Origin of the sequence: Rhodococcus sp. NCIMB 12038, from assembly GCF_002165735.1 — a bacterium.
GTDB lineage: Bacteria > Actinomycetota > Actinomycetes > Mycobacteriales > Mycobacteriaceae > Rhodococcus_F.
In genome coordinates, this window is sequence record NZ_NHML01000001.1 from 1 (window position 1) to 22,345 (window position 22,345).

Consider the following 22,345-nt stretch of genomic DNA (forward strand, 5'->3'; position numbering starts at 1 on the left):
ACCCACACCTTCACCGACCTCCTCCACCACGTCCGCGACACCGACATCGCCGCCTTCGCCCACGCCGACCTCCCCTTCGAACGACTCGTCGAACTCCTCAACCCACCCCGCTCCACAGCCCACGCACCCCTCACCCAGGTGATGCTCGCGTTTCAGAACACCGGACCCGCCGCTCTCGAACTGCCCTCCCTCACGACCGAACGCGTCGACGCGGGACTGGAACAGGCCAAGTTCGACCTGACGCTGATGCTGGACGAGTCGGGAGACGCGGGCATCGCCGGCCACCTCGTCTACGCGACCGATCTCTTCGACGAACCGACTGCGCGCGCCTTCGCCTGCCGATACCGACGCCTGCTCGACGCCGTCGTGCGTGAACCGTCGGTGGCCGTGGGGGAGATCGATGTTCTCGACGGTGCGGATCGGGCACTGGTTCCCGGCCGGGGTCCGCAGGGGGAGCCGCCGGAGCTGCTTCCGGACCTCCTGACCACGGCAGCGGGCATCGATCCGTCGGCTCCGGCCCTGTCCTGCGACAACAAGGACATGTCGTACCGGGAACTCGACGAACACTCGAACCGGCTGGCCCGGCACCTGATCGGGCTCGGTGCGGGTCCCGAGTCGCGGGTCGTCCTCACACTCGGCCGCTCGATCGACCTGTGGGTCGCAGTGTGGGCGGTAGCGAAATCCGGCGCCGCCTTCGTTCCCCTCGACCCCGGCACACCCCCGGACCGCATGAGCTACCTGCTCGGCGATTCTCACGCATCCGTGGGAATCACCGTGTCGGAACACCACACGACGCTGCCGAACGATGTGCCGTGGATCATCCTCGACGACAACGACTTCACCCACACACTTCGACGCCGCTCGGCCACGCCGGTCGGACAGTCCGATCGGACCGCCCCGCTGAGGGTCGACAACCCCGCGTACATGATCTACACATCCGGGTCGACGGGCACCCCGAAAGGTGTCGTCGTCACGCACAGAGGTCTGGGGAACTTCGCTGCCGAACAACGGGACCGATACACACTGACCGCCGATTCCCGGGTTCTCCAGGTGGCAAAGCCCAGCTTCGACGCCATGGTCCTCGAACTTCTGATGGTGGCCGCGGCCGGCGGTCTGCTGATCGTGTCGCCTCCGGACGTGTTCGCCGGGGACGAACTCGCCTCGCTCGTCACCGACCGAAACGTGACCCACGCCTTTCTCACACCGGGTGTGCTGTCCACACTGTCCCCGCACCGCCTCGGATCGCTCAAGGTTCTCGTCGCCGGGGGCGAAGCGGTCCCCGCCGAAGTGGTCGGCCGTTGGGCACCGGGCCGGCGGCTCTACAACGGATACGGTCCCACCGAAACCGCGATCATGGCCGCGATCAGCACCCCGATGAGCCCCGGGAATCGTGTGACGATCGGGGGTCCGATCCGGGGCATGGACGCCGTCATACTCGACACCCGACTCCACCCCGTCCCCATCGGCGTCGAAGGCGAACTCTACCTCGCCGGAATACAACTCGCCCGCGGATACCACAACCGCACCCCACTGACCGCCACCCGATTCATCGCCAACCCCTACAGCACCACCGGACAACGCCTCTACCGCACCGGCGACCTCGCCCGCTGGACCCCCACCGGCGAACTCGAATTCCTCGGCCGCACCGACTACCAAATCAAAATCCGCGGACTCCGCATCGAACTCGGCGAAATCGAAACCGTCCTNNCCACCCACCCCACCGTCCACACCGCCATCGCCACCACCGTCACCGGACCCACCGGCACCCCCCACATCGCCGCCTACCTCACCCCCGCCACCACCGAACCAATCGACACCACCACCATCACCACCCACGCCGCCCGCCACCTCCCCCACTACATGGTCCCCACCACCATCACCCTCCTCGACGAACTACCCCTCACCCCCAACGGCAAAATCGACCGAAACGCCCTCCCCACACCCACCCTCCCCACCACCGACTACCACCCACCCACCACACCCACCGAACACACCATCACCGAAATCTTCACCCACACACTCGGAATCGACCACATCAGCACCACCGACAACTTCTTCGACCTCGGCGGCAACTCCCTCACCGCCACCCAGCTGGCCGCGCGGGTCGGGGCGGCGCTGGGCGTGGACGTCGGAGTTCGCGACGTATTCTCGGCGCCCTCGGCGGGTGAACTCGGCATTCTGCTCGACGGGCGGGACGGCCACGGCCGAATCCCACTGGTTCCCAGGCGGGGCTCGCAGCCGGTGCCGTTGTCGCTCGCTCAGCAGCGGATGTGGTTCATCAACCAGTACGACACCACCTCACCCGCCTACAACATCCCACTCGCCGTCCGCCTCCGCGGCCCCCTCGACGTCACCGCACTCACCGACGCCCTCACCGACGTCGTCACCCGGCACGAAACTCTGCGCACCCACTACCCCGACTCCGACGACGGCCCACACCAGGTCGTGCACGAACCGTCCCCCCTCGAACTGGCCGCCACCGTCGTCGACGAGAACGAATTGCTGCACCGTCTCCACGATGTGGTCTCGCGCGGGTTCGACGTCGCGACCGAGGTCCCGGTCGACACCGCACTGTTCCGGATCTCGCCGTCCGAACACGTGCTTGCGCTGGTGTTACACCACATCTGCGCCGACGGATCCTCGCTGATGCCGCTCGCACACGACCTGATGACCGCCTACGAGGCCCGGTTGTCGGGCAGGGCTCCCACCTGGACACCGCTTCCGGTGCAATACGGCGACTACACCCTCTGGCAACGACACACACTCGGCACCGAAGACGACCCCGACTCCACCATCTCCCAACAAATCCGCTACTGGACCCACACCCTCACCAACCTCCCCGAAATCCTCGAACTCCCCACCGACCACCCCCGACCCCCACAACAAACCCTCCACGGCGCCGCCATCGACTTCACCATCGACACCCACACCCACCACGCACTCACCCAACTCGCACACCACCAACACACCACCGTCTTCATGGTCTGCCACACCGCCCTGACCATCCTCCTCGCCCGACTCACCAACACCACCGACATCACCATCGGCACCCCCATCGCCGGACGCACCCACCCCCACCTCGACAACCTCATCGGCATGTTCGTCGGCACCCTCGTCCTCCGCACCACCGTCACCCCCACCCACACCTTCACCGACCTCCTCCACCACGTCCGCGACACCGACATCGCCGCCTTCGCCCACGCCGACCTCCCCTTCGAACGACTCGTCGAACTCCTCAACCCACCCCGCTCCACAGCCCACGCACCCCTCACCCAGGTGGGATTCTCCTTCCAGAACATCGCGCTGCCGGACTTTCGGTTGCCCGGAATATCCGTCACCGCCGAAGATCTGACGCCGAAGACAGCGAAGTACGATCTCCATCTGAGCCTGATCGACCACTACGACGACAACGGTGATCCCGCCGGCCTCACCGCCGAGTTGGCCTATTCGACAGACCTGTTCGAGGAATCGACCGTGAAAGAGTTCGCGGATCGCTTCCTGATGATCCTCGACGCCGTCACCCGGAATCCGGCGGTGGTGGCCGGGGGCATCGACCTACTGCCCGCCTCGGAACGCGAACTCCTGGTGACGCGTCGAAATGCGACCGGCACGCAGTGGCCGGACGCGACTCTTCCCGACTTGTTCTCCGCGCAGGCCGCTTCCACGCCGCACGCCGTCGCCATCGTCAGCGGTGACGACCGACTGACCTACCGCGAGTTCTCCGAGCGGGTCAATCGCCTGGGACGTCACCTCATCACTCTCGGTGTCGGGCCGGAATCGGTGGTGGCATTGTCATCGAAGCGCTCCACCGACCTGATGGTCGGCATCTATGCGGTGCTGGCCGCCGGTGGCGCGTACCTTCCGGTGGACCCGGACCATCCGATGGAACGCACGAGGTCGGTGCTCGCGAGCGCGCGGCCGGTGGCGCTCCTGAGTTTCGACAAAGTCGCCCTGCCGGGAGCGGAGCACCTGCCGGTGTGGTCGATCGAGTCGTTCGATCCGACCGGCTACGACCCGAGACCGATCACGGACTCGGATCGTGTGGCACCCCTGCGGTCTTCGCATCTCGCGTACCTCATCTACACATCCGGGTCGACCGGTACACCCAAGGGGGTCGCCGTACCCCACGCAGCGGTGGTCAACCAGATGCGGTGGAAACAAGCCCGCTACGGCCTCGACACCGAAGATGCGATGCTGCAGAAGACACCGGCGACGTTCGACCTGTCCGTGTGGGAACTGTTCTGGCCCTTGACGGTGGGCGCGCGTCTGGTCCTGGCCGCCCCGGGTGGGCACCGCGACCCGCAGTACCTCGCGCGCGTGATGCGCGAGGAGCGGATCACGACGGCCGATTTCGTGCCGTCCCTGCTCGCCGCCTTCCTCGACACGGCGCAATCGGCGGATCTGGGTTCCCTTCGGCAGGTGATGTGCATCGGCGAGCCGTTCCCGGCCCACACGGCAGCACGTCTGCGCCGGGTCAGCGACGCCGCAATACACAACCTCTACGGGCCCACTGAGGCCGCGGTCAGTGTGACCTCGTATTCGTGGTCCGGACTCGACGACGGCACCGTCCCGATCGGGACACCGGAGTCGAATATGGCGTGTTACGTATGTGATTCGAGGCTGAACCCGGTCCCTGCCGGCGTCGCCGGCGAACTGTATCTGTCCGGTGTGCAGCTCGCCCGCGGTTACCACGGCAGAGCCACTCTGACCGCGGAGAGGTTCGTTGCGGATCCGTTCGGCGATCCGGGACGGAGAATGTACCGAACCGGCGACGTGGTGCGGTGGGCGACCGGCAACGGCAGCAGCGGGAACCTCGAGTTCCTCGGCCGCGCGGACGATCAGCTCAAGGTGCGCGGCCTGCGGATCGAACCCGGCGAGATCGAGGCCGTCCTGCTGTCGCATCCCTCGGTGCAGCGTGCCGTCGTACTCCTGCAGGATCGCTCGGGCACCTCGGAGACGGCAGGACACGTCGACGCCGCCCTGGTGGCGTATGTGGTCCTCGAGCCCGCGATTGCCGACCACGCCGGGGCTCCGGACTTCACGGATCTCCGCGCGGATATTCGACGTTTCGTCGCGGGCCGGGTGCCGGAGTACATGGTGCCGGTCGCGGTTCTCGTCGTCGAACGATTCCCGTTGACCGCCAACGGAAAGCTGGACGGCGGTCGGCTGCCGATCCCGGACCTGTCGGGAGCGCACCCGTACCGCTCCCCGAGAACGGCCGGCGAACGAGCACTCGTGGAGTTGTTCACGGAGGTACTCGGCGTCGACGGCATCGGAATCGATGACGGGTTCTTCGAACTCGGCGGCCATTCGCTGCTCGCCACCCGGCTGGTGAACCGGATCCGATCGACGCTCGCAGTCGAGGTACCGATCCGCGCGATCTTCGAGTTCCCGGCGATCGTGGATCTCGCTACCCAACTCTCCGGCGCTGAACCGGTCCGGCCGCCCCTGGTCCCACAGAATCGCGCGGATCGGGTGCCGCTGTCGTACGCGCAGCGCCGACTGTGGTTCCTGCACCGCTTCGAGGGCCCGTCGGCAACGTACAACATCGCACTGGCGGTGCGCCTGTCCGGTGCGATCGATTGCGAGGCTCTCGTCGCGGCGTTGCACGACGTCGTGATCCGTCACGAGAGTCTGCGGACGATCTTCGCCCAGGTCGATGGCGTTCCTGTCCAGCACGTGCTCGGCGTCGACGAGTACGAACTCGGCGTCGATATCGTGAGTGCCGGTGCGGACGAAATAACACGGGGTCTCGCCGACGTGTCCGGTCGCCGATTCGATCTCACACACGAGATTCCGGTGCACGCCAGGATATTCCAGCGCGCCGGTGACGAATACGTTCTGGCGCTGGTCATCCATCACATCGCCGGCGACGGTGGATCCCTGGCGCCGCTGGCCCGCGACGTGTTGCAGGCGTACTCGGCACGCCGGGACGGCCGCGCACCCGAATGGGAACCCCTGCCGGTTCAGTACGCCGACTACACGCTCTGGCAACGGACTCTGCTCGGCGACGAGAACGACGCCGACAGCCTGATGGGCCGCCAGTTCCGCTATTGGCGCGAGGCGCTGTCCGGACTGCCGGAGTGCCTCGAGTTGCCGACGGACCGTCCGCGTCCCCCGGTGGCCAGTTATCGGGGCGACACGGTGCCGTTCACCATCGAAGCGCCTCTGCGGCGCAGCGTCGAGCAACTGGCGCGCAGCCGGGGTGCAACCGTCTCGATGGTGCTCCAGGCTGCGCTGGCGGTGCTGCTACGCAAACTCGGCTGCGGCACGGATATTCCGCTCGGATCGCCGATCGCGGGTCGTACCGATGAAGCGCTCGCCGACCTCGTCGGGTACCTGGCCAACACGTGGGTCCTGCGGGTCGACCTCTCCGGAAACCTCACTGTCACCGGCCTGATCGATGCTGTGCGTGAGAGAGCATTGGCCGCGTACGCAAATCAGGACGCGCCGTTCGAGCAGCTGGTCGAGATGATGAACCCGGCCCGGTCGACGGGGTACCACCCGCTGTTCCAGGTCTGCATCGCCCTTCAGAACAACGCGCTGCCGACGGTCGACATCCCCGGTGTGACGGTCACTCCGGAACCCGCTCCCACCGGAACGGCGAAGTTCGACCTGTTCGTCAACCTGTCCGACCTGCCCGGGGAGGCACCGCACGACAGCGGGTTCAGCGGCTTCATCGAGTACGCCACGGACTTGTTCGACGCGTCCACCGTCGAGACGATCGCCGCCCGATTCGTCCGGGTGCTGCAGTTGTTCGTTGCCGATCCACACCACCGGATCGACCTGTTCGACCTCCTCGGTCCGGACGAGCGTCGACAGGTTCTGGAGACATGGAACGACACCGCGGAGCCGACGCCGGACTCGACGATCCCCGAATTGTTCCGGCGGCAGGCGCGGCGGACGCCGGATGCGGTCGCAGTCGTCTTCGAGAACCACCAGCTGACCTACCGGGAGCTCGAACTTCGAGCGCAGCACCTGACGCGACGGCTGGCGGAGCGTGCAGTGGGTCCCGAGTCGGTGGTCGCCGTCGCTCTGCCGCGCTCCGCCGATCTGGTCATTGCACTGTTGGCCGTCCTCGGCTCCGGAGCCGCGTATCTCCCGATCGACCCCAACTATTCGAGTGAGCGCACCGGGCGAATCCTCGCCGAAGCCAGCCCCTGCTTGGCTCTGACGGAGCCGGGCGTCGAGGAGGTGCTGCACAGCGCGCTCCCACGGCTGTATGTGAACGCGGACGAGAGCGCGGGCGACGGGTGCGCCGTCTCCGGACCGCGGCCGGACAACCTGGCCTACCTCGTCTACACGTCCGGGTCGACCGGTGTCCCGAAGGGCGTCGCGGTCAGCCACCGCAACGTCACCCGGTGCGTTCTGCAGATGGCGTCCCGGCTCGGCGTGCGAGCGGGGTCCCGCGTCGTGGCGAGTACGTCGGCCGGTTTCGACGTGTCGGTGTTCGAGATCTTCGCACCGCTGTGCAGCGGTGGTTCGATCGAGGTGGTTCGTGACGCGCTGGTCCTCGGGGAGGGGAACGGCCGGGCCGCGGATGTGATCAGTGCGGCACCGTCCGCGCTCACCGAGGTCGTGGATCGGCTGGCGGAGACGACACCACCGGACACCATCGTCTTCGCCGGTGAGGCACTGCCCCGGTGGTTGGTCGACAGGGTGGGGACGTTGATGCCGGACGTTCGGATCCTCAACGCGTACGGGCCCACCGAGGCCGCGGTGTACGCGACCAGTACCGAAGTGGGACCGGGAGTAGGCGCCGTGCCCATCGGGTCACCGATCGCGAACGCGAAGGCATACGTCCTCGATGCGGGTCTGATGCCGGTACCGGTGGGTGTGGTGGGTGAACTGTGGATAGCCGGTGAGGGAGTGGTACGCGGCTACTACCGTCGGCAGGCATTGACGGCGGAACGCTTCGTTGCGGACCCGTTCGGGAAGCAGGGCACCCGGATGTACCGGTCGGGTGACCTGGTGCGGTGGAACGGTTCGGGTGTGCTCGAGTTCGTGGGCCGCGCCGACGAGCAGATCAAGATTCGCGGGTTCCGCGTCGAGCCGGCCGAGATCGAGGCGGCGTTTCTGTCTCATCCTGCGGTGGCACAGGCGGCCGTGATCGCGCGCGACAACGGACGCGGCGGCTCGGGCGGTGACCTGAGCAGTGTCCAGTTGTCGAGTTATGTCGTGCTCGAGCGAGTATCTCGGACGCGCGACGAGGCGATCGACGCCGAACTCGTCGGGCAGTGGCAGCAGGTGTACGACGATCTGTATTCCGAAGGCGAGTCGCCCTCCGACGACGGCGAATTACCCGATTTCGGCGAAGAGTTCGGCATCTGGCAGAGCCGGTTCACCGGTCAGTCGATACCGATCGAGCAAATGCGTGAATGGCGCGACGCGACGGTCGAGCGGATACGGGCGCTGCGCCCGCGCCGGATCCTCGAGATCGGTGTCGGATCCGGACTGCTGCTGTCCCGGCTGGCACCGGACGCCGTCGAATACTGGGCCACCGACCTGTCGCCGGTGACGATCGAATCACTGCGCAGGCGACTGTCACAGCTGGATGCGTCGTGGACCGAGCGAGTACACCTGCTCGCCCAGCCCGCCGACGTCGTGGACGGACTGCCCCGGGACGGGTTCGACACGATCGTCGTCAATTCCGTGGTGCAGTACTTTCCCGATGCGGCCTACCTGATCGACGTGATCGAACAGGCACTGGAATTGCTGGAACCCGGCGGCTCGATCTTCGTCGGCGACGTTCGAAACCTCGCACTGCAACCGGCATTTGCGGTCGGTGTCCAACTATCCCGCCCGGACGGTGAATCCGATCTCGCGGTCGTGCGCGAAAAGGTGCGGCGCGAGATGACCACCGAATCGGAACTACTGCTGCGGCCGGAATTCTTTACCGCCCTGCCGGCGGAATGTCCTGGCATCGGCGGCGTCGACATCCAGCTCGAGCGTGGGCGGTTCGACAACGAACTGACCCGGTACCGGTACGACGTCGTCCTGCGCAAGTCGCCGGTGTCCGCGCGGTCGCTCGCGGGGGTGCCGTGCCTGCACTGGTCGACGATCGGCGATCTCGCCACCCTGAAGGAGCTTCTCTCTCAGTCCTGGCCCGAACATGTTCGTGTGGTGGACATCCCGCAATACGGGGTAGCAACCGACGCTGCCCTCGCACGCGCACTTCGAGGCACCGCTGCTTTCGGCGAGTTCGGCGCCGAGCCGCGTGGTGTGGCCGCCGAGGAGTTGCATTCATTGGGTGCGCAACTCGGACTCGACGTCGCCGTCACGTGGGGCGCGGAAACCGGACACCTCGACGCGGTCTTCATCGGTGACGGCGACTCGCGGGTCCCGGTGATCGACGTCTTCACCGCACCGCCCGTGTTGCGTTCCGCGGTGGAGTACGCCAACGATCCGCGCACCCAGGCACGCCTTGCCGATATACGGGAATTCGTGTCCGAACGGCTGCCGGGGTACATGGTGCCCGCGTCGATGACTGCTCTCGACAGTCTGCCACTGACCGTCAACGGCAAACTCGACAAGCGGGCGCTGCCCGACGACGTCCTCGGCTCCACGAAAGACTTCGTCACGCCGAAGACACAGGTGGAGAGGATGATTGCGACAGCATTCGGCGACGTGCTGGGAGTCGACAGCGTCGGCGTCGATGACGACTTCTTCGAGTTGGGCGGAAACTCGCTGATCGCCGCCCGGTTGGTCGCACGCCTCGGTCCGGTGCTGGGTGTGAGCGTCGGCGTCCGCGAACTGTTCGAGGCGCCGACGGTCGCGGAACTGGCAACCCGACTTGCCGGCGCGGAATCCCGCCACCACATTCCGCTCGGGCCGCGGGAACGACCCGAGCGCATTCCGCTGTCGTCGGCACAACGCCGGATGTGGTTCATCAATCAGTTCGACCCCGACTCGGGGGCATACAACATTCCGTTCGCCGCCCGGCTCACGGGCACGTTGGACGTGGCTGCGCTGCAGGCGGCGATCGGCGACGTACTCGAACGGCACGAATCGCTGCGCACGCGATTCCCCGACGGTGACCGGGGCCCGGCCCAGCTGATCGTCGGGGCAGCGGACGTCCTGGGCGGCCTGGACCTCACCCCGGTGACCGTCGAGGGGAGCAGCGAACTGCGCGCTCGAATCGTTTCGTCGATCGGCGCCGGATTCGACGTCGCGGAGGACGTTCCGATACGCATTCGACTTTTCCGGATCAGCGATCACGAGCACGTGCTGACCGTGGTGGTGCACCACATTTCGGCTGACGGCGCGTCCATGGCACCCCTGGCCCGCGATGTCATGACGGCGTACGGGGCCCGCGCACACGGCGTGACACCGTCGTGGTCGCCGCTCCCGGTGCAATATGCCGACTACACACTCTGGCAGCGAGAGGTACTCGGCAGCGAGGAGGACCCGGACTCGGTGATCGGGCGACAACTCGACTTCTGGGTGCGGACCCTGACCGGGCTCCCGGATGTGATCGACCTGCCCGTCGATCGTCCTCGCCGCCCGCTGTCGTCCCTGCGCGCCGACACCGTGGACTTCACCCTCGACGGCCGGCTGCATCGACGGATCACGGCACTCGCGCACCGCCACCACACGACGGTGTTCATGGTGATGCACGCGGCGCTCGCCGCCCTCCTCACACGGCTGGGTGGGAACCGTGACATCGCAGTCGGCACGCCGGTAGCGGGCCGCGGCGAACGGGCGTTGGACGACCTCGTCGGGATGCTGGTCAATACACTGGTGCTCCGCTCCCGGGTCGAGCCGTCCGAGAGCTTCGCCGATCTACTCGCGCGGACCCGAGAAGGGGATCTGGCTGCCTTCGAGAACGCGGACGTGCCGTTCGAACGACTGGTCGAGGTACTCGCGCCCGAGCGGGAGATGTCGCATTCACCGCTGTTCCAGGTCATGCTGACGGTCCAGAACATGGAACGGCCCCGCCTCGAGCTCCCGAACCTCACGCTCGAGGTTCTGGACACTCCTCTGACCGGAGCGAAGGTCGATCTCACGGTGACCCTCACCGAAAACGCCGAGCCCGGAATGTCCGGTGAATTCAGCTACGCCACCGACTACTTCGATCGCTCGACCATCCGTGAGATGGCCGCCCAGTACGTCCGGGTGCTCGAGTCCGTGAGCACCGACCCCGCGACGCCGATCGGTGACGTCGACCTGCTCGGCGAAACCGACACGGCGCTGCTCGTCCCAGTGTTCGCCGAGACCGACGCCGTGCCTCGCCTGCTTCCCGACCTGCTCCTCGACCAGGATCCCGCGGCACCTGCGCTCGTCTTCGAGGGCTCCACGCTGTCCTACGGCGAACTCGACGCGAGGTCGAATCAGCTTGCGCGGCGCTTGATCCGTACAGGAGCAGCACCCGAGTCCGTGGTCGCGATCGCGCTGGGCCGATCCGTCGACCTCTGGCCGGCCGTGTGGGCCGTGACCAAGACCGGTGCCGCATTCCTGCCCGTCGATCCCGGACTGCCAACGGCCCGGATAGAGCACATGCTGTCCGATTCCGGCGCCACGCTGGGCATCACGGCCGGCGCGGACCGACGCCGGCTCCCCGCCTCGGCAGACTGGCTGGCCATTGACGATCCGGACATCGACGTGGCGCTCTCCCGTGAGTCTGCGGCACCGATCAGCAACCGGGAGCGCGTCGCGCCGCTATACCTCGACAACACCGCGTACGTGATCTACACGTCCGGATCGACCGGCACCCCGAAGGGTGTGACGGTGACGCATCGTGGACTCGCCCAGCTCGCCGCCGAGGAGTGCAGGCGATTCGCGGTCACACCGTCGGCGCGTGTCCTGCAGGCGGCGTCACCGAGTTTCGACGGCTCGATACTCGAGTTGCTGATGGCGGTGGGAGCCGGTGCAGCCCTCGTGGTGGCACCCCCGACCGTATTCGGCGGTGCCGAACTGGCCACGCTGGTCACCGACGAACACGTCACCCACGCCTTCCTGACCACTGCCGTGGTATCGGCAATGGATCCGTCGTCACTGCCGGACCTGGGCGTCCTCGTCTTCGGCGGTGAGCGCTGCACCCCGGAACTGATCGAACGGTGGGCGCCCGGCCGGACGCTGATCAACCTGTACGGCCCCACCGAGGCGACGGTCCTGGCAACGGGAAGCGGACCGTTGGAACCCGGCGCCCCGATCACGATCGGAGATCCGTTCCGCGGCATGGGCGCGGTGGTCCTCGACTCGAGGCTGCATCCCGTCCCGATCGGGGTTCCCGGCGAGTTGTACCTGTCCGGGCTGCAATTGGCCCGGGCATACAACGCACGCCCGGGACTGACGTCCCAGCGATTCGTCGCGGATCCGTGCGGTGGCGCGGGGGAGCGCATGTATCGAACCGGCGACACCGTCCGGTGGACTCGCGGTTCCGGCGGCGTGAGTTTGGAGTTTCTGGGACGGAACGACTTCCAGGTCAAGTTGCGCGGGCTCCGAGTCGAGCTGGGCGAGATCGAATCCGCACTGACTGCGCATCCGCTGATCGAGCAGGCGGTCACCGTCGGCGCGAAGGGTGCGGCCGGTAACACCGTCCTGGCGTCCTATGTGGTACCGGCAGCGGGGGCCACCCCGGACATCGGCGAACTCAGCCGATTCCTCGGTCGATCCCTTCCCGGATACATGGTTCCGACCGTTATCACGGTCCTGGCGGCCATGCCGCTCACGTCTACCGGCAAGGTGGATCGCACCGCTCTGTCCGGATACGAAATCGCGCCTGCACCTTCAGAGTTCATTGCGCCACGTAACCCCACGGAAGCAACGATCGCGGCGTTGTTCGCGGAAACGCTGGGTCTCGAACACGTCGGAGTCCGGGAGTCGTTCTTCGCGCTGGGCGGCGACAGCATCCTGTCGATCCAGCTCGTCTCCCGGCTCAGGTCCGCGGGCATCACCGTGAGTGCCCGGGACATCTTCGAATGCAAGACCGTGGAGTTGCTGACCGATGTCGCCGAACTCGACCGGCCCCGGGGGGAGACGCTCGCGGAACTCGACGGTGGTGGTGTCGGAGACGTGGTGGCGACACCGATAGTCCGGTGGTTCCTCGGGCTCCCCGGCGCTCACTCCCGGTTCGCGCAGTCGATGCTCCTGACCCTGCCTGCCGACGCCACCTCGGCCGGCGTCGAGCGGACAGTCCAGATCGTCCTCGACCACCACGACATGCTGCGCGCCCGATTCACACTCGACGGCAACGGTGGAGCCTGCGAGGTCCTCCCTCCCGGATCGATCGCGGCCGCGGACGCCGTGACCGGTGTCGAGTTCGACGACGCCCACAGCCCCGGGACGACCGGTTTCACCGACCTGGTCGAAGAAGCTCTGGCCGCAGCCACCCGCCGGCTGGATCCCTCGTCCGGTCGGATGATCCAGGTCGTCTGGTTGCATCCCGCCTCCGGTGCGGCCGGTGACGGGCGCGTCCTCGTCGTCATCCACCACCTCGTCGTCGACGCGGTCTCCTGGCGAGTTCTGGTCCCCGACTTCATGTCCGCGTGGGCGCAGGCCGTGGCAGGCGGGTCCGTGTCACTGACACCCGTGGGCACCTCGATGCGACGGTGGGCGGCGGCGCTACCCGATCTGGCGCGGACGCGCAGCGACGAGGTCGGGTTCTGGGAAGCGGCGCTGTCCATGCCCGATCCTCCGCTGGGCGCCCCGACCGACACGCCACGGACCGTCGACCGGATCACCGTGGCTCTGCCGCCCCACGTCACCGAAGCCCTGCTGACAACACTGCCCCACGCCATTCGGGGGAGGGCGGGTGATGGTCTCCTGACCGCGCTGGCGCTGGCCGTGCGGAGTTGGCGTGCACAACGCGGCGTCGACGTTCCCGGCACACTCGTCCAGCTCGAGGGTCACGGACGGGAAGAAGAACTGGTTCCGGGCGCCGACCTGTCCCGCACGGTCGGATGGTTCACCTCCGCGTTCCCCGTTCACCTCGACCTCGACGGGCTCGACGGCGCCTCCGCTCTCGGCGGCGGCCCCGCCGCAGTCCTGGCCGTCAAGCGGGTCAAGGAGTGCCTCCGCCGGGTGCCCGGCAACGGGATCGGGTACGGGTTACTGCGCTACCTGGGCGGCGAGGAGAGGCGCCGGCTCGAACGCTTCGACGAACCACAGATCAGTTTCAACTATCTCGGGCGAGACGGCCGCGGCGACATACCCGAGGACCTCGACTGGGTCGGCTGGACCCCCGCTGCCGAAGAGTTCGATCCGGGTGCCGCCGGGGATCAGGACGTCGCGGTCACGGGGGCGCTGGCGATCACTGCGTACACCGCCACGACACGCTTCGGTGGGTGCCTGACAGCAGACATCCGTTTCGCGTCGAATGTGCTGTCCCGCGGCGAGGTGTCGGATCTGGCGGAGTTGTGGGCCTGCGCACTGGGGGCGATCGCCGAGACCGTGCTGTCGGGCATCGAGTGGGGGCTCACACCGTCCGATGTCCCGTTGGTGCGAATTGCCCAGGACGAGTTGGACGCACTGGTCGAGCGGTACCCGGGCACGGTCGATATGTGGCCGCTGGCGCCGCTGCAGACCGGGCTCCTCTTCCACGCCGACCTGGCACACCACGATCTGGATGTCTACACGGCGCAGGCAGTTCTCGGACTGACCGGCGAAGTCGACCGCGACCGATTGTCGCGTGCCGCGACCGCGTTGCTCGACCGGCACCCGAATCTGCGCACCGCGTTCCTCCGCCGGGACGACGGAATACCGATCCAGGTTGTCGTGGGCAGGACCACACCGGCATTGTCCACAGCGGACCTCACGCACCTGGATGCACCGGCGGCGAGCGCAGAGGCCGATCGGCTGGCGGCGGCCGCACGCTTCGACCGGTTCGACATGACCGAGCCGCCCTTGCTGCGCCTGCTCCTCGTCACCACGGCGCCCGGGCAGCACCGGTTGGTGGTGACGGCGCATCACATACTCGTGGACGGATGGTCACTTCCGATCATGCTGCGCGAGTTGATCACTCTGTACGTGATCGACGGAGGTGCGGCGGCGTTGCCACCCGCACGCCCGTTCAGTGACTATCTGACTTGGCTCGCCGCACGTGACCGGGACGCCGGTCTCGACGTTTGGCGGCAGGCACTCGCCGACGTCACCGAGCCCAGCCTCTTCGCGCCTTCTCGAGGCTCGACGACAGCGGTACCGGACGAGGTGCACGTCGACATGGACGCGGAGACCACGGCACGCCTGGTGTCCTTCTCGCGAACGAGCGACGTCACCGCGAGCACCGTCGTGCAATTCGCCTGGGCAGTGGTGCTGGGCAATCTTCTCGGCCGCGACCACGTCGTGTTCGGGGAGACGGTCTCCGGTCGGCCGCCCGGCATGCCCGGAATCGAGTCCATGGTGGGGCTGTTCATCAACACCGTTCCGGTGAGTGTGCACCTCGAACCGCGTCGGACGATCGCCGATACGCTGGCGACGCTGCAGAGCCGTAAAACAGAACTCCTCGAACATCATTGGGTCGGGCTTCCCGACATCGCCGAAGCCGTCGGTCTGGGAACTCTGTTCGACACTCTCACCGTCTTCGAGTCGTATCCGGTCGACACCGCGGGAATGGATTCGGAGACCGACCTCGCGGGACTCCGTGTCGTCTCGGCGACGGGATCGGATTCCGCACACTATCCGCTCACCATTCAGGCCCACCAGGACGATCGGCTCCACGTCCGGGTCCGCTACCTGCCGGACAGCGTCGACGCAGCAACCGCTCGGTCCATCGCGAGTCGGCTGGACAGCATCCTGCGCGCGGTGGTGGAGCGGCCCGGCACCACCCTCGCCGCGATCGGTCTGCTCGACGAGAGCGACCGAGCGCTGACGTCTGCAACCGAAGGACCGGCCGAGAAACCCGGCACGCTGCCGGACATTCTGACCTCGACGGCGGCGCGGAAACCCCGGGCCGTGGCGTTGGAGTCCGATGGGGAAACGCTGTCGTACGGTGACCTGGACCGTCGGTCCAATCAACTGGCACGCATTCTCATTGCCATGGGCGCAGGACCGGAGACGATGGTCGCCGTCGCCCTTCCCCGGTCGGCGGCGTTCAGCGTGGCGATGTGGGCGACCGCGAAAACCGGTGCAGCGTTCACGCCGATGGATCCGAACCTGCCCCGTGATCGCATCGAGCGGATGCTCGCGGACGGACCGTCGGTCGTCGGCGTCACGACGTCGGAACATCGCGCCGCTGTGCCGGACCCGGTGCCCTGGCTCGTCCTCGACGATCCCGAGACGAATGCCGCCGTTGCAGCGCAGCCTCTCCGGGCGATCGCCGAGGGCGACCGAATTCGACCGTTGAGGATCGACCAGCCTGCCTACGTCATCTACACGTCGGGGTCGACGGGGCTACCCAAGGGTGTTGTCGTCACCCACCGCGGTTTGGCGAACTTTGCAGAGGAACAGCGTGACCGTTACTCGGTGACGTCCTCCTCCAGGGTGCTGCAGGTCGCCTCACCGAGTTTCGACGCCACGATGCTCGAGATGTTGATGGCGTACGGAACCGGCGCGACCCTGGTGGTCTCGCCCCCGGACATCTTCGCCGGTGTCGAACTGCAGCAGCTGATCTCGCGCACGCGGGTGTCCCATGCGTTCATCACGCCGAGCGTGCTGGCCACGATGCACCCCGCCGGCCTCGAGGGCCTCGAGGTCCTCGTCGCCGGTGGCGAAAACGTGCCGACGGATCTGGTCGAGAAGTGGGCTCCGCATCGCCGCCTGTACAACGGGTACGGTCCCACCGAGACCGTCATCATGGTGGCGATCAGCGACGCGCTCGGCGGCGGCTCGCCCGTCACGATCGGTGGCCCGATCCGGGGCGTCACCGCCGCGGTGCTCGACCACTGGCTGCGCCCGGTGCCGATCGGCGTCGCCGGCGAACTGTACGTCTCCGGCGTGCAACTCGCGCGGGGATACCTCGACCGGCCCGCGCTCACCGCACAGCGGTTCGTCGCCAACCCGTTCGGGCCGGCGGGCAGTCGGCTCTACCGCACCGGGGACATCGTGCGCCGGAACGCCGACGGCGCCCTGGAGTACCTCGGCCGGTCCGACTTTCAGATCAAGATGCGGGGGCTACGCATCGAACTCGGCGAGATCGACGCAGTCCTGTCCGGATGCCCGGGTGTGGAGGTGTGTGTGACGGTCGGAACGCAGAATCCGGCGGGAACCACCGCGCTCGTCTCCTACATCGTTCCCGCCGCCGGCGCGGCCACGGATCCGGCGGCACTCGCCGACCACGCCCGCGGAGCGTTGCCGGGTTACATGGTCCCCACCTCCATCGTCGTTCTCGATTCCCTACCGCTCACCGCGACCGGAAAATTGGACCGTGAGGCATTACCCGCGCCCCTTCCGGCATCGAACCGATCGTTCGTCGCCCCGCGGACCCCGACCGAAGACGTCGTGGCGGACACCTATGCGCGAGTACTCGGTGTGGAACGGGTCGGCGCCCACGACGATTTCTTCCAGCTGGGTGGGAATTCGCTGTCCGCCGTGCGGGTGACCGCCCGGCTCGGTGACGTACTGGGCGTGACGATCGGGGTGCGGGATCTCTTCGAGGCACCTGCCGTCGCGGAGTTGGCGGCCCGCGTCGCGACCCTGGACGCCGGCTCGCGTGTGCCACTGGAACCACAGGAGCGACCCGACCGCATCCCGTTGTCGTTGGCGCAGCGACGGATGTGGTTCCTCAACCAGTTCGACACCTCCTCGCCCGCCTACAACATCCCGATGATCGTGCGGTTGCGCGGAGAACTCGACCTCGACGCACTCCGGTCGGCCGTCGCCGATCTCGTCGCTCGCCACGAGGTGCTGCGCACCGTGTATCCGGTGACGGACGGCGAACCGGAGCAGGAGGTCCTTGCCACGGACCGGGTGGTTCCCGAGATCGCACCCAGCCGGATCGAGGAGGCCGCCCTCCAGGCCCGGATCGTCGAATCGACGTCAGCGGGTTTCGACGTCAGCCGATCGGTGCCGATTCGGGTGGCGGTACTCGAGGTTGGTCCGGCCGATCACGTCGTCGTCCTGACCGTGCATCACATCAGCGCGGACGGCTCGTCGATGGCTCCGTTGATCCGGGACCTGATGACGGCGTACTCCGCCCGGATCGCGCGACGCGCACCCACCTGGGACCCGCTCCCCGTCCAGTACGCCGACTACACGCTGTGGCAGCGACGCACGCTCGGGTCGCACACCGACCCGGAATCGGTGATGTCCGGGCAGATCCGATACTGGAGCCGGGAATTGGCGGACCTTCCCGACGTGATCGCACTGCCCACGGACCGGCCGCGGCCGGCGGTCGCGTCGATGCGCGGCGACAGCGTCGAGTTCACGGTGCCGCCCGACCTGCAGAACCGGATCGGCGAGCTTGCGCGGGAGCACCGGACCAGCGTCTTCATGGTCGCCCACGCCGCACTGTCCGTGCTGCTGGCACGACTGTGCGGCAGCGCCGACATCGCCGTCGGAACGCCGGTGGCCGGCCGCAACGACCGTGCCCTCGACGGTCTCGCCGGGATGTTCGTCAACACTCTCGTCCTCCGCACCCGGGTCGAACTCGGCCGGCCTTACACGGACCTGCTCGCCGCCACACGTGAGCGGGACCTCACGGCGTTCGCGCACGCAGACGTACCGTTCGAACAGCTGGTGGAAGTGCTCAATCCCTCACGTACGACCGCTCACTCGCCGCTCTTCCAGGTGTTCCTCGCGTTCCAGAACATCGAGCAGGCGACGCTGGAGTTGCCCGGACTGAGCGTCGAACCCCTGGTGCCCGGCACCCGGCCCGCGATGTTCGACCTGAGCCTGGTCCTCGTCGAACGCTTCTCCCCGGACGGTGTGCCTGCGGGTATCGAAGGCCAGTTCTCCTACGCCACCGACCTGTTCGATTCGGCGACGGTGACCTCGTTCGCGGATCGATTCACCCGGATCCTCGACGCCGTGACGGCGGATCCGGCAACCGCCGTGGGAGACGTCGAGATTCTCTACTCCTCCGAGAGATCGTTGGTGCTCGACGGCTGGAATCAGACCCCGCAACCCCTGGACGTGGACGCGGGTGCGTCGATGGTGTCGTTGGTCGATGCGCAGGTCGCACGGACACCCGATCGGATTGCACTTTCGTCCGGGAGCCAGTCGCTGACGTTCCGGCAGTTCGACGCCAGGGTGAATCGTCTGGCACGCAAGCTCATCGGTACGGGTGCGGGGCCGGAGTCGACGGTGGGCATCGGAATCCGCCGCAGCGTGGATCTCGTCGTCGCGGTGTATGCCGTGATGAAGGCGGGCGGGGCGTACGTGCCGCTCGATCCGGATCAACCCGCCGAACGCAATGCGTACGTTCTCGACACAGCGGCACCGGTGTGTGTACTGACGACCGAACGTGATGATTTCCATATTCCGGGACACCATTCCGTCGTGTGCGTCGACACGGTGGATCTGTCCGAGTTCGACGAGTCTCCGGTGTCGGAGACCGATCGGTTGTCCTCGGTGCGTCCGGACACTGCGGCGTACGTCGTCTTCACGTCGGGTTCGACCGGGCGCCCGAAGGGGGTGGCCGTGTCGCAAGCCTCGCTGGTCAATCAGGTGCTGTGGCTGACGGGCAGGTTCGCGTTGTCCCGCGACGACGTGGTGCTCCTGAAGACACCGCTCACATTCGACGTGTCGGTGTGGGAGTTGTTCTGCCCCTTCATCACAGGTGCACGTGTGGTGGTCGCCGACGCGGACGGCCATCGGGATCCGGAATACCTGGCCCGCGTGATCGACGAGCAGGGTGTGTCGTTGGTGTCGTTCGTGCCCTCGATGCTGTCGGTGTTCGTCGACGTTCTCGAGGCCGGAAGTTGCCGTTCGCTGCGGGCCGTCCTCGTCGCGGGTGAGGAGTTGCCGGTGCGCACGGTGGAACGGGTGCGCATCGGGTTGCCGGGCGTCGCGGTGCACAACCTGTACGGTCCGACCGAGTTCACGGTCCACGCGACCGAGTGCGCGGTCGACGGCGCAGTCGGTTCTGCGGTGCCCATCGGCAGGCCGGTGTGGAACGCGGCGGCATACGTGCTCGATTCGCGGCTGCATCCGGTGCCGGTGGGTGTTCCGGGCGAGTTGTTTCTGGCGGGTGTCCAGACCGCACGGGGGTATGTCAGGCGTCCGGAGTTGACCGCGGACCGGTTCGTGGCCAACCCCTTCGGCGCGGAGGGTGACCGGATGTATCGCACGGGTGACCTCGTCGCCTGGCGTGACGACGGCCGGTTGGTGTACGTCGGGCGCACGGATTTCCAGGTGAAACTCCGCGGGCAGCGAATCGAGTTGGGTGAGATCGAGTCGGCGTTGTCGTCCGACGTATCGGTGGCCCGGGCCGTCGTGGTCGTCCACGGCGACGAGCACGCCGGCGATCGACTGGTGGCGTATGTGATGCCGGTCGCGGGTGCGGTGATCGACGTCGACACCCTCAGGGACGCAGTGGCGCGAGACGTGCCGAGCTACATGGTGCCGTCCGCCTTCGTCGTGCTCGACGAGTTGCCGGTGACAACGAACGGCAAGTTGGACCGGAAGGCGTTGCCTGCACCGGTGTTCGGGACGCGGGAGTTCCGGGAACCGTCGACCGCGCTGGAGGAGATCGTCGCGAACGGGTTCGCGACGGTACTCGGTGTGGACCGGGTCGGCGCGACGGACAGCTTCTTCGAGTTGGGGGGAACGTCACTGCTGGCGACCCGTGCGGTGTCGGAACTGAACAGCCACTGCGGTCTGGAAGTGCCGTTGCAGTGGATGTTCGCCGATCCGACCCCTGCCGCCCTCGCGCGCCGGGTCGAAGCCCGGGCTGCCGGTGAAACGACGTCCGGCTTCGAGATCGTCACACCACTGCGCGCCGCGGGATCCGAACCACCGCTCTTCGGTATTCATCCGGCCGGGGGATTGGCCTGGTTCTACGGCGGCCTCGTCTCCAGCCTGGACGCGGATCGTCCCCTCTACGGACTGCAGGACCCGCATGTGGTCGCCGGAGAGCCCAGCGCGGAGTCGGTGGAAGAACTCGCGGCACGGTACGTCGTCGAGATCCGCCGGATTCAACCGCACGGCCCGTATCACCTGCTCGGATGGTCGCTCGGCGGCGACATCGCCCATGCGGTCGCGGTTCGATTGCAGGATGCCGGAGACGAAGTCGGGCTCCTCGCGCTCCTCGACAGCGCCATCGGGTCGGCCGAAGACCTGGAGGCGCTCATCCCTCGCGAGGCGGACACCGGGCATCCGGCGGCCGATCTGCTCGGCGGGTGGCGCGAGTTGCTCGACCTCGGAGCCGATGCGAAGGCGACCACTCGCGAGGACGTCACCGCGTCGATCCGCACTCAGCTGATCGCCTCCGGGCTGGTCACCGCCGAACGTGTCGACGGGATCATGGACAGCTTCACCGCCTCGGAGCGGCTCGCCTACGCGTACCGCCCCCGCGTGTTCCGCGGCGACATCGCCTTCTTCACGGCGGGCAGGGGACGCGTCGACAAGGACGCAGCGGCGAGGACGTGGGAGCCGTACGCGTCGGGCGCCGTGACCAACACCGTCGTCGACGTCGGCCACCTCGAGATGACGCACCCGGAAGCCCTCGCCGTGATCGGTCCTGCCCTCGAGCTGCGGCTCCGCCGCCCGTGAGTGCGTAACGAGTGCAGGGACTCGCTAACCACTCACGGGCGGGAGGCCTGGTGCACCGCTTCGAGCACGCGGTCGAGGTAGCCGAGGGCGGCCCGGACGGCGGCGTCCTCGTCGCGGGCGGCGATCGCGTCGACGACGGCACGGTGGTCGTCGGTGGTCAGCGACGGCGGGTGGATGCCCACGGTGAAGTCGTACGTAGCGCGGGTGGGTTCGAGGATCCCCGCGAACAGGTCGGACAGCACCGGATTGTGCGCGGCCTCGACGACCCTGAGGTGGAACGCGAGGTCGGCGTCCGCGAATCGGGACGCCTCGTCGGCGGTGCGCTGCCGTTCCTCGAGTAGCGCGGACAGCGACCGCAGGTCGTCGTCGGTGCGCCGCCCGCACGCCAGCCGGACGGCCTCCGTCTCGAGGGCCCGCCGGACCTCGAAGACGTTCAGCATCTCGGCGACCGCGACCTGCCGCCCGAGCAGCCCGCCGATATCGGTGCGTGCCCGCACGAACGTCCCCGATCCCCGCCGGATCTCGAGGATGCCCGTGGACGTCAGGGTCTTGATGGCCTCGCGCACGGTGTTGCGCCCGACTCCGAGCAGCGTCATCAGCTCGGGTTCGGTGGGGATGCGCTCGCCCACCGTCCAGTCGCCCTCGGCGATCCTGCCGCGCATCCAGTCCAGGGACTGCTGATACGCGGACTCGCGCCGAACCACCGTCATGTACTCATCCTCACACCTCGTCGGCTCGCTCGTCCCGACCGGCCCGT

2 protein-coding genes are annotated in these 22,345 nt (G+C 67.4%); one reads left to right on the top strand and one right to left on the bottom strand.

Annotated elements, in window-relative coordinates:
* Positions 1-21,588: non-ribosomal peptide synthase/polyketide synthase (locus CA951_RS00005; RefSeq protein ID WP_143542955.1), on the top strand; the 21,588-nt coding region annotated here is incomplete at its 5' end.
* 32 nt (positions 21,589-21,620) lie between these two features.
* Here CA951_RS00005 and CA951_RS00010 read toward each other — a convergent pair.
* Positions 21,621-22,298 (bottom strand): FadR/GntR family transcriptional regulator, encoded by a 678-nt coding sequence (locus CA951_RS00010; RefSeq protein ID WP_087554901.1) that lies wholly within the window; start codon positions 22,296-22,298, stop codon positions 21,621-21,623.
* Between the last annotated feature and the right edge of the window lie 47 nt (positions 22,299-22,345).

What these genes read in the sequence shown, in the direction of transcription:
- CA951_RS00010 (WP_087554901.1), bottom strand. Translation starts at nt 22,298, where the DNA reads ATGACGGTGGTTCGGCGCGAGTCCGCGTATCAGCAGTCCCTGGACTGG.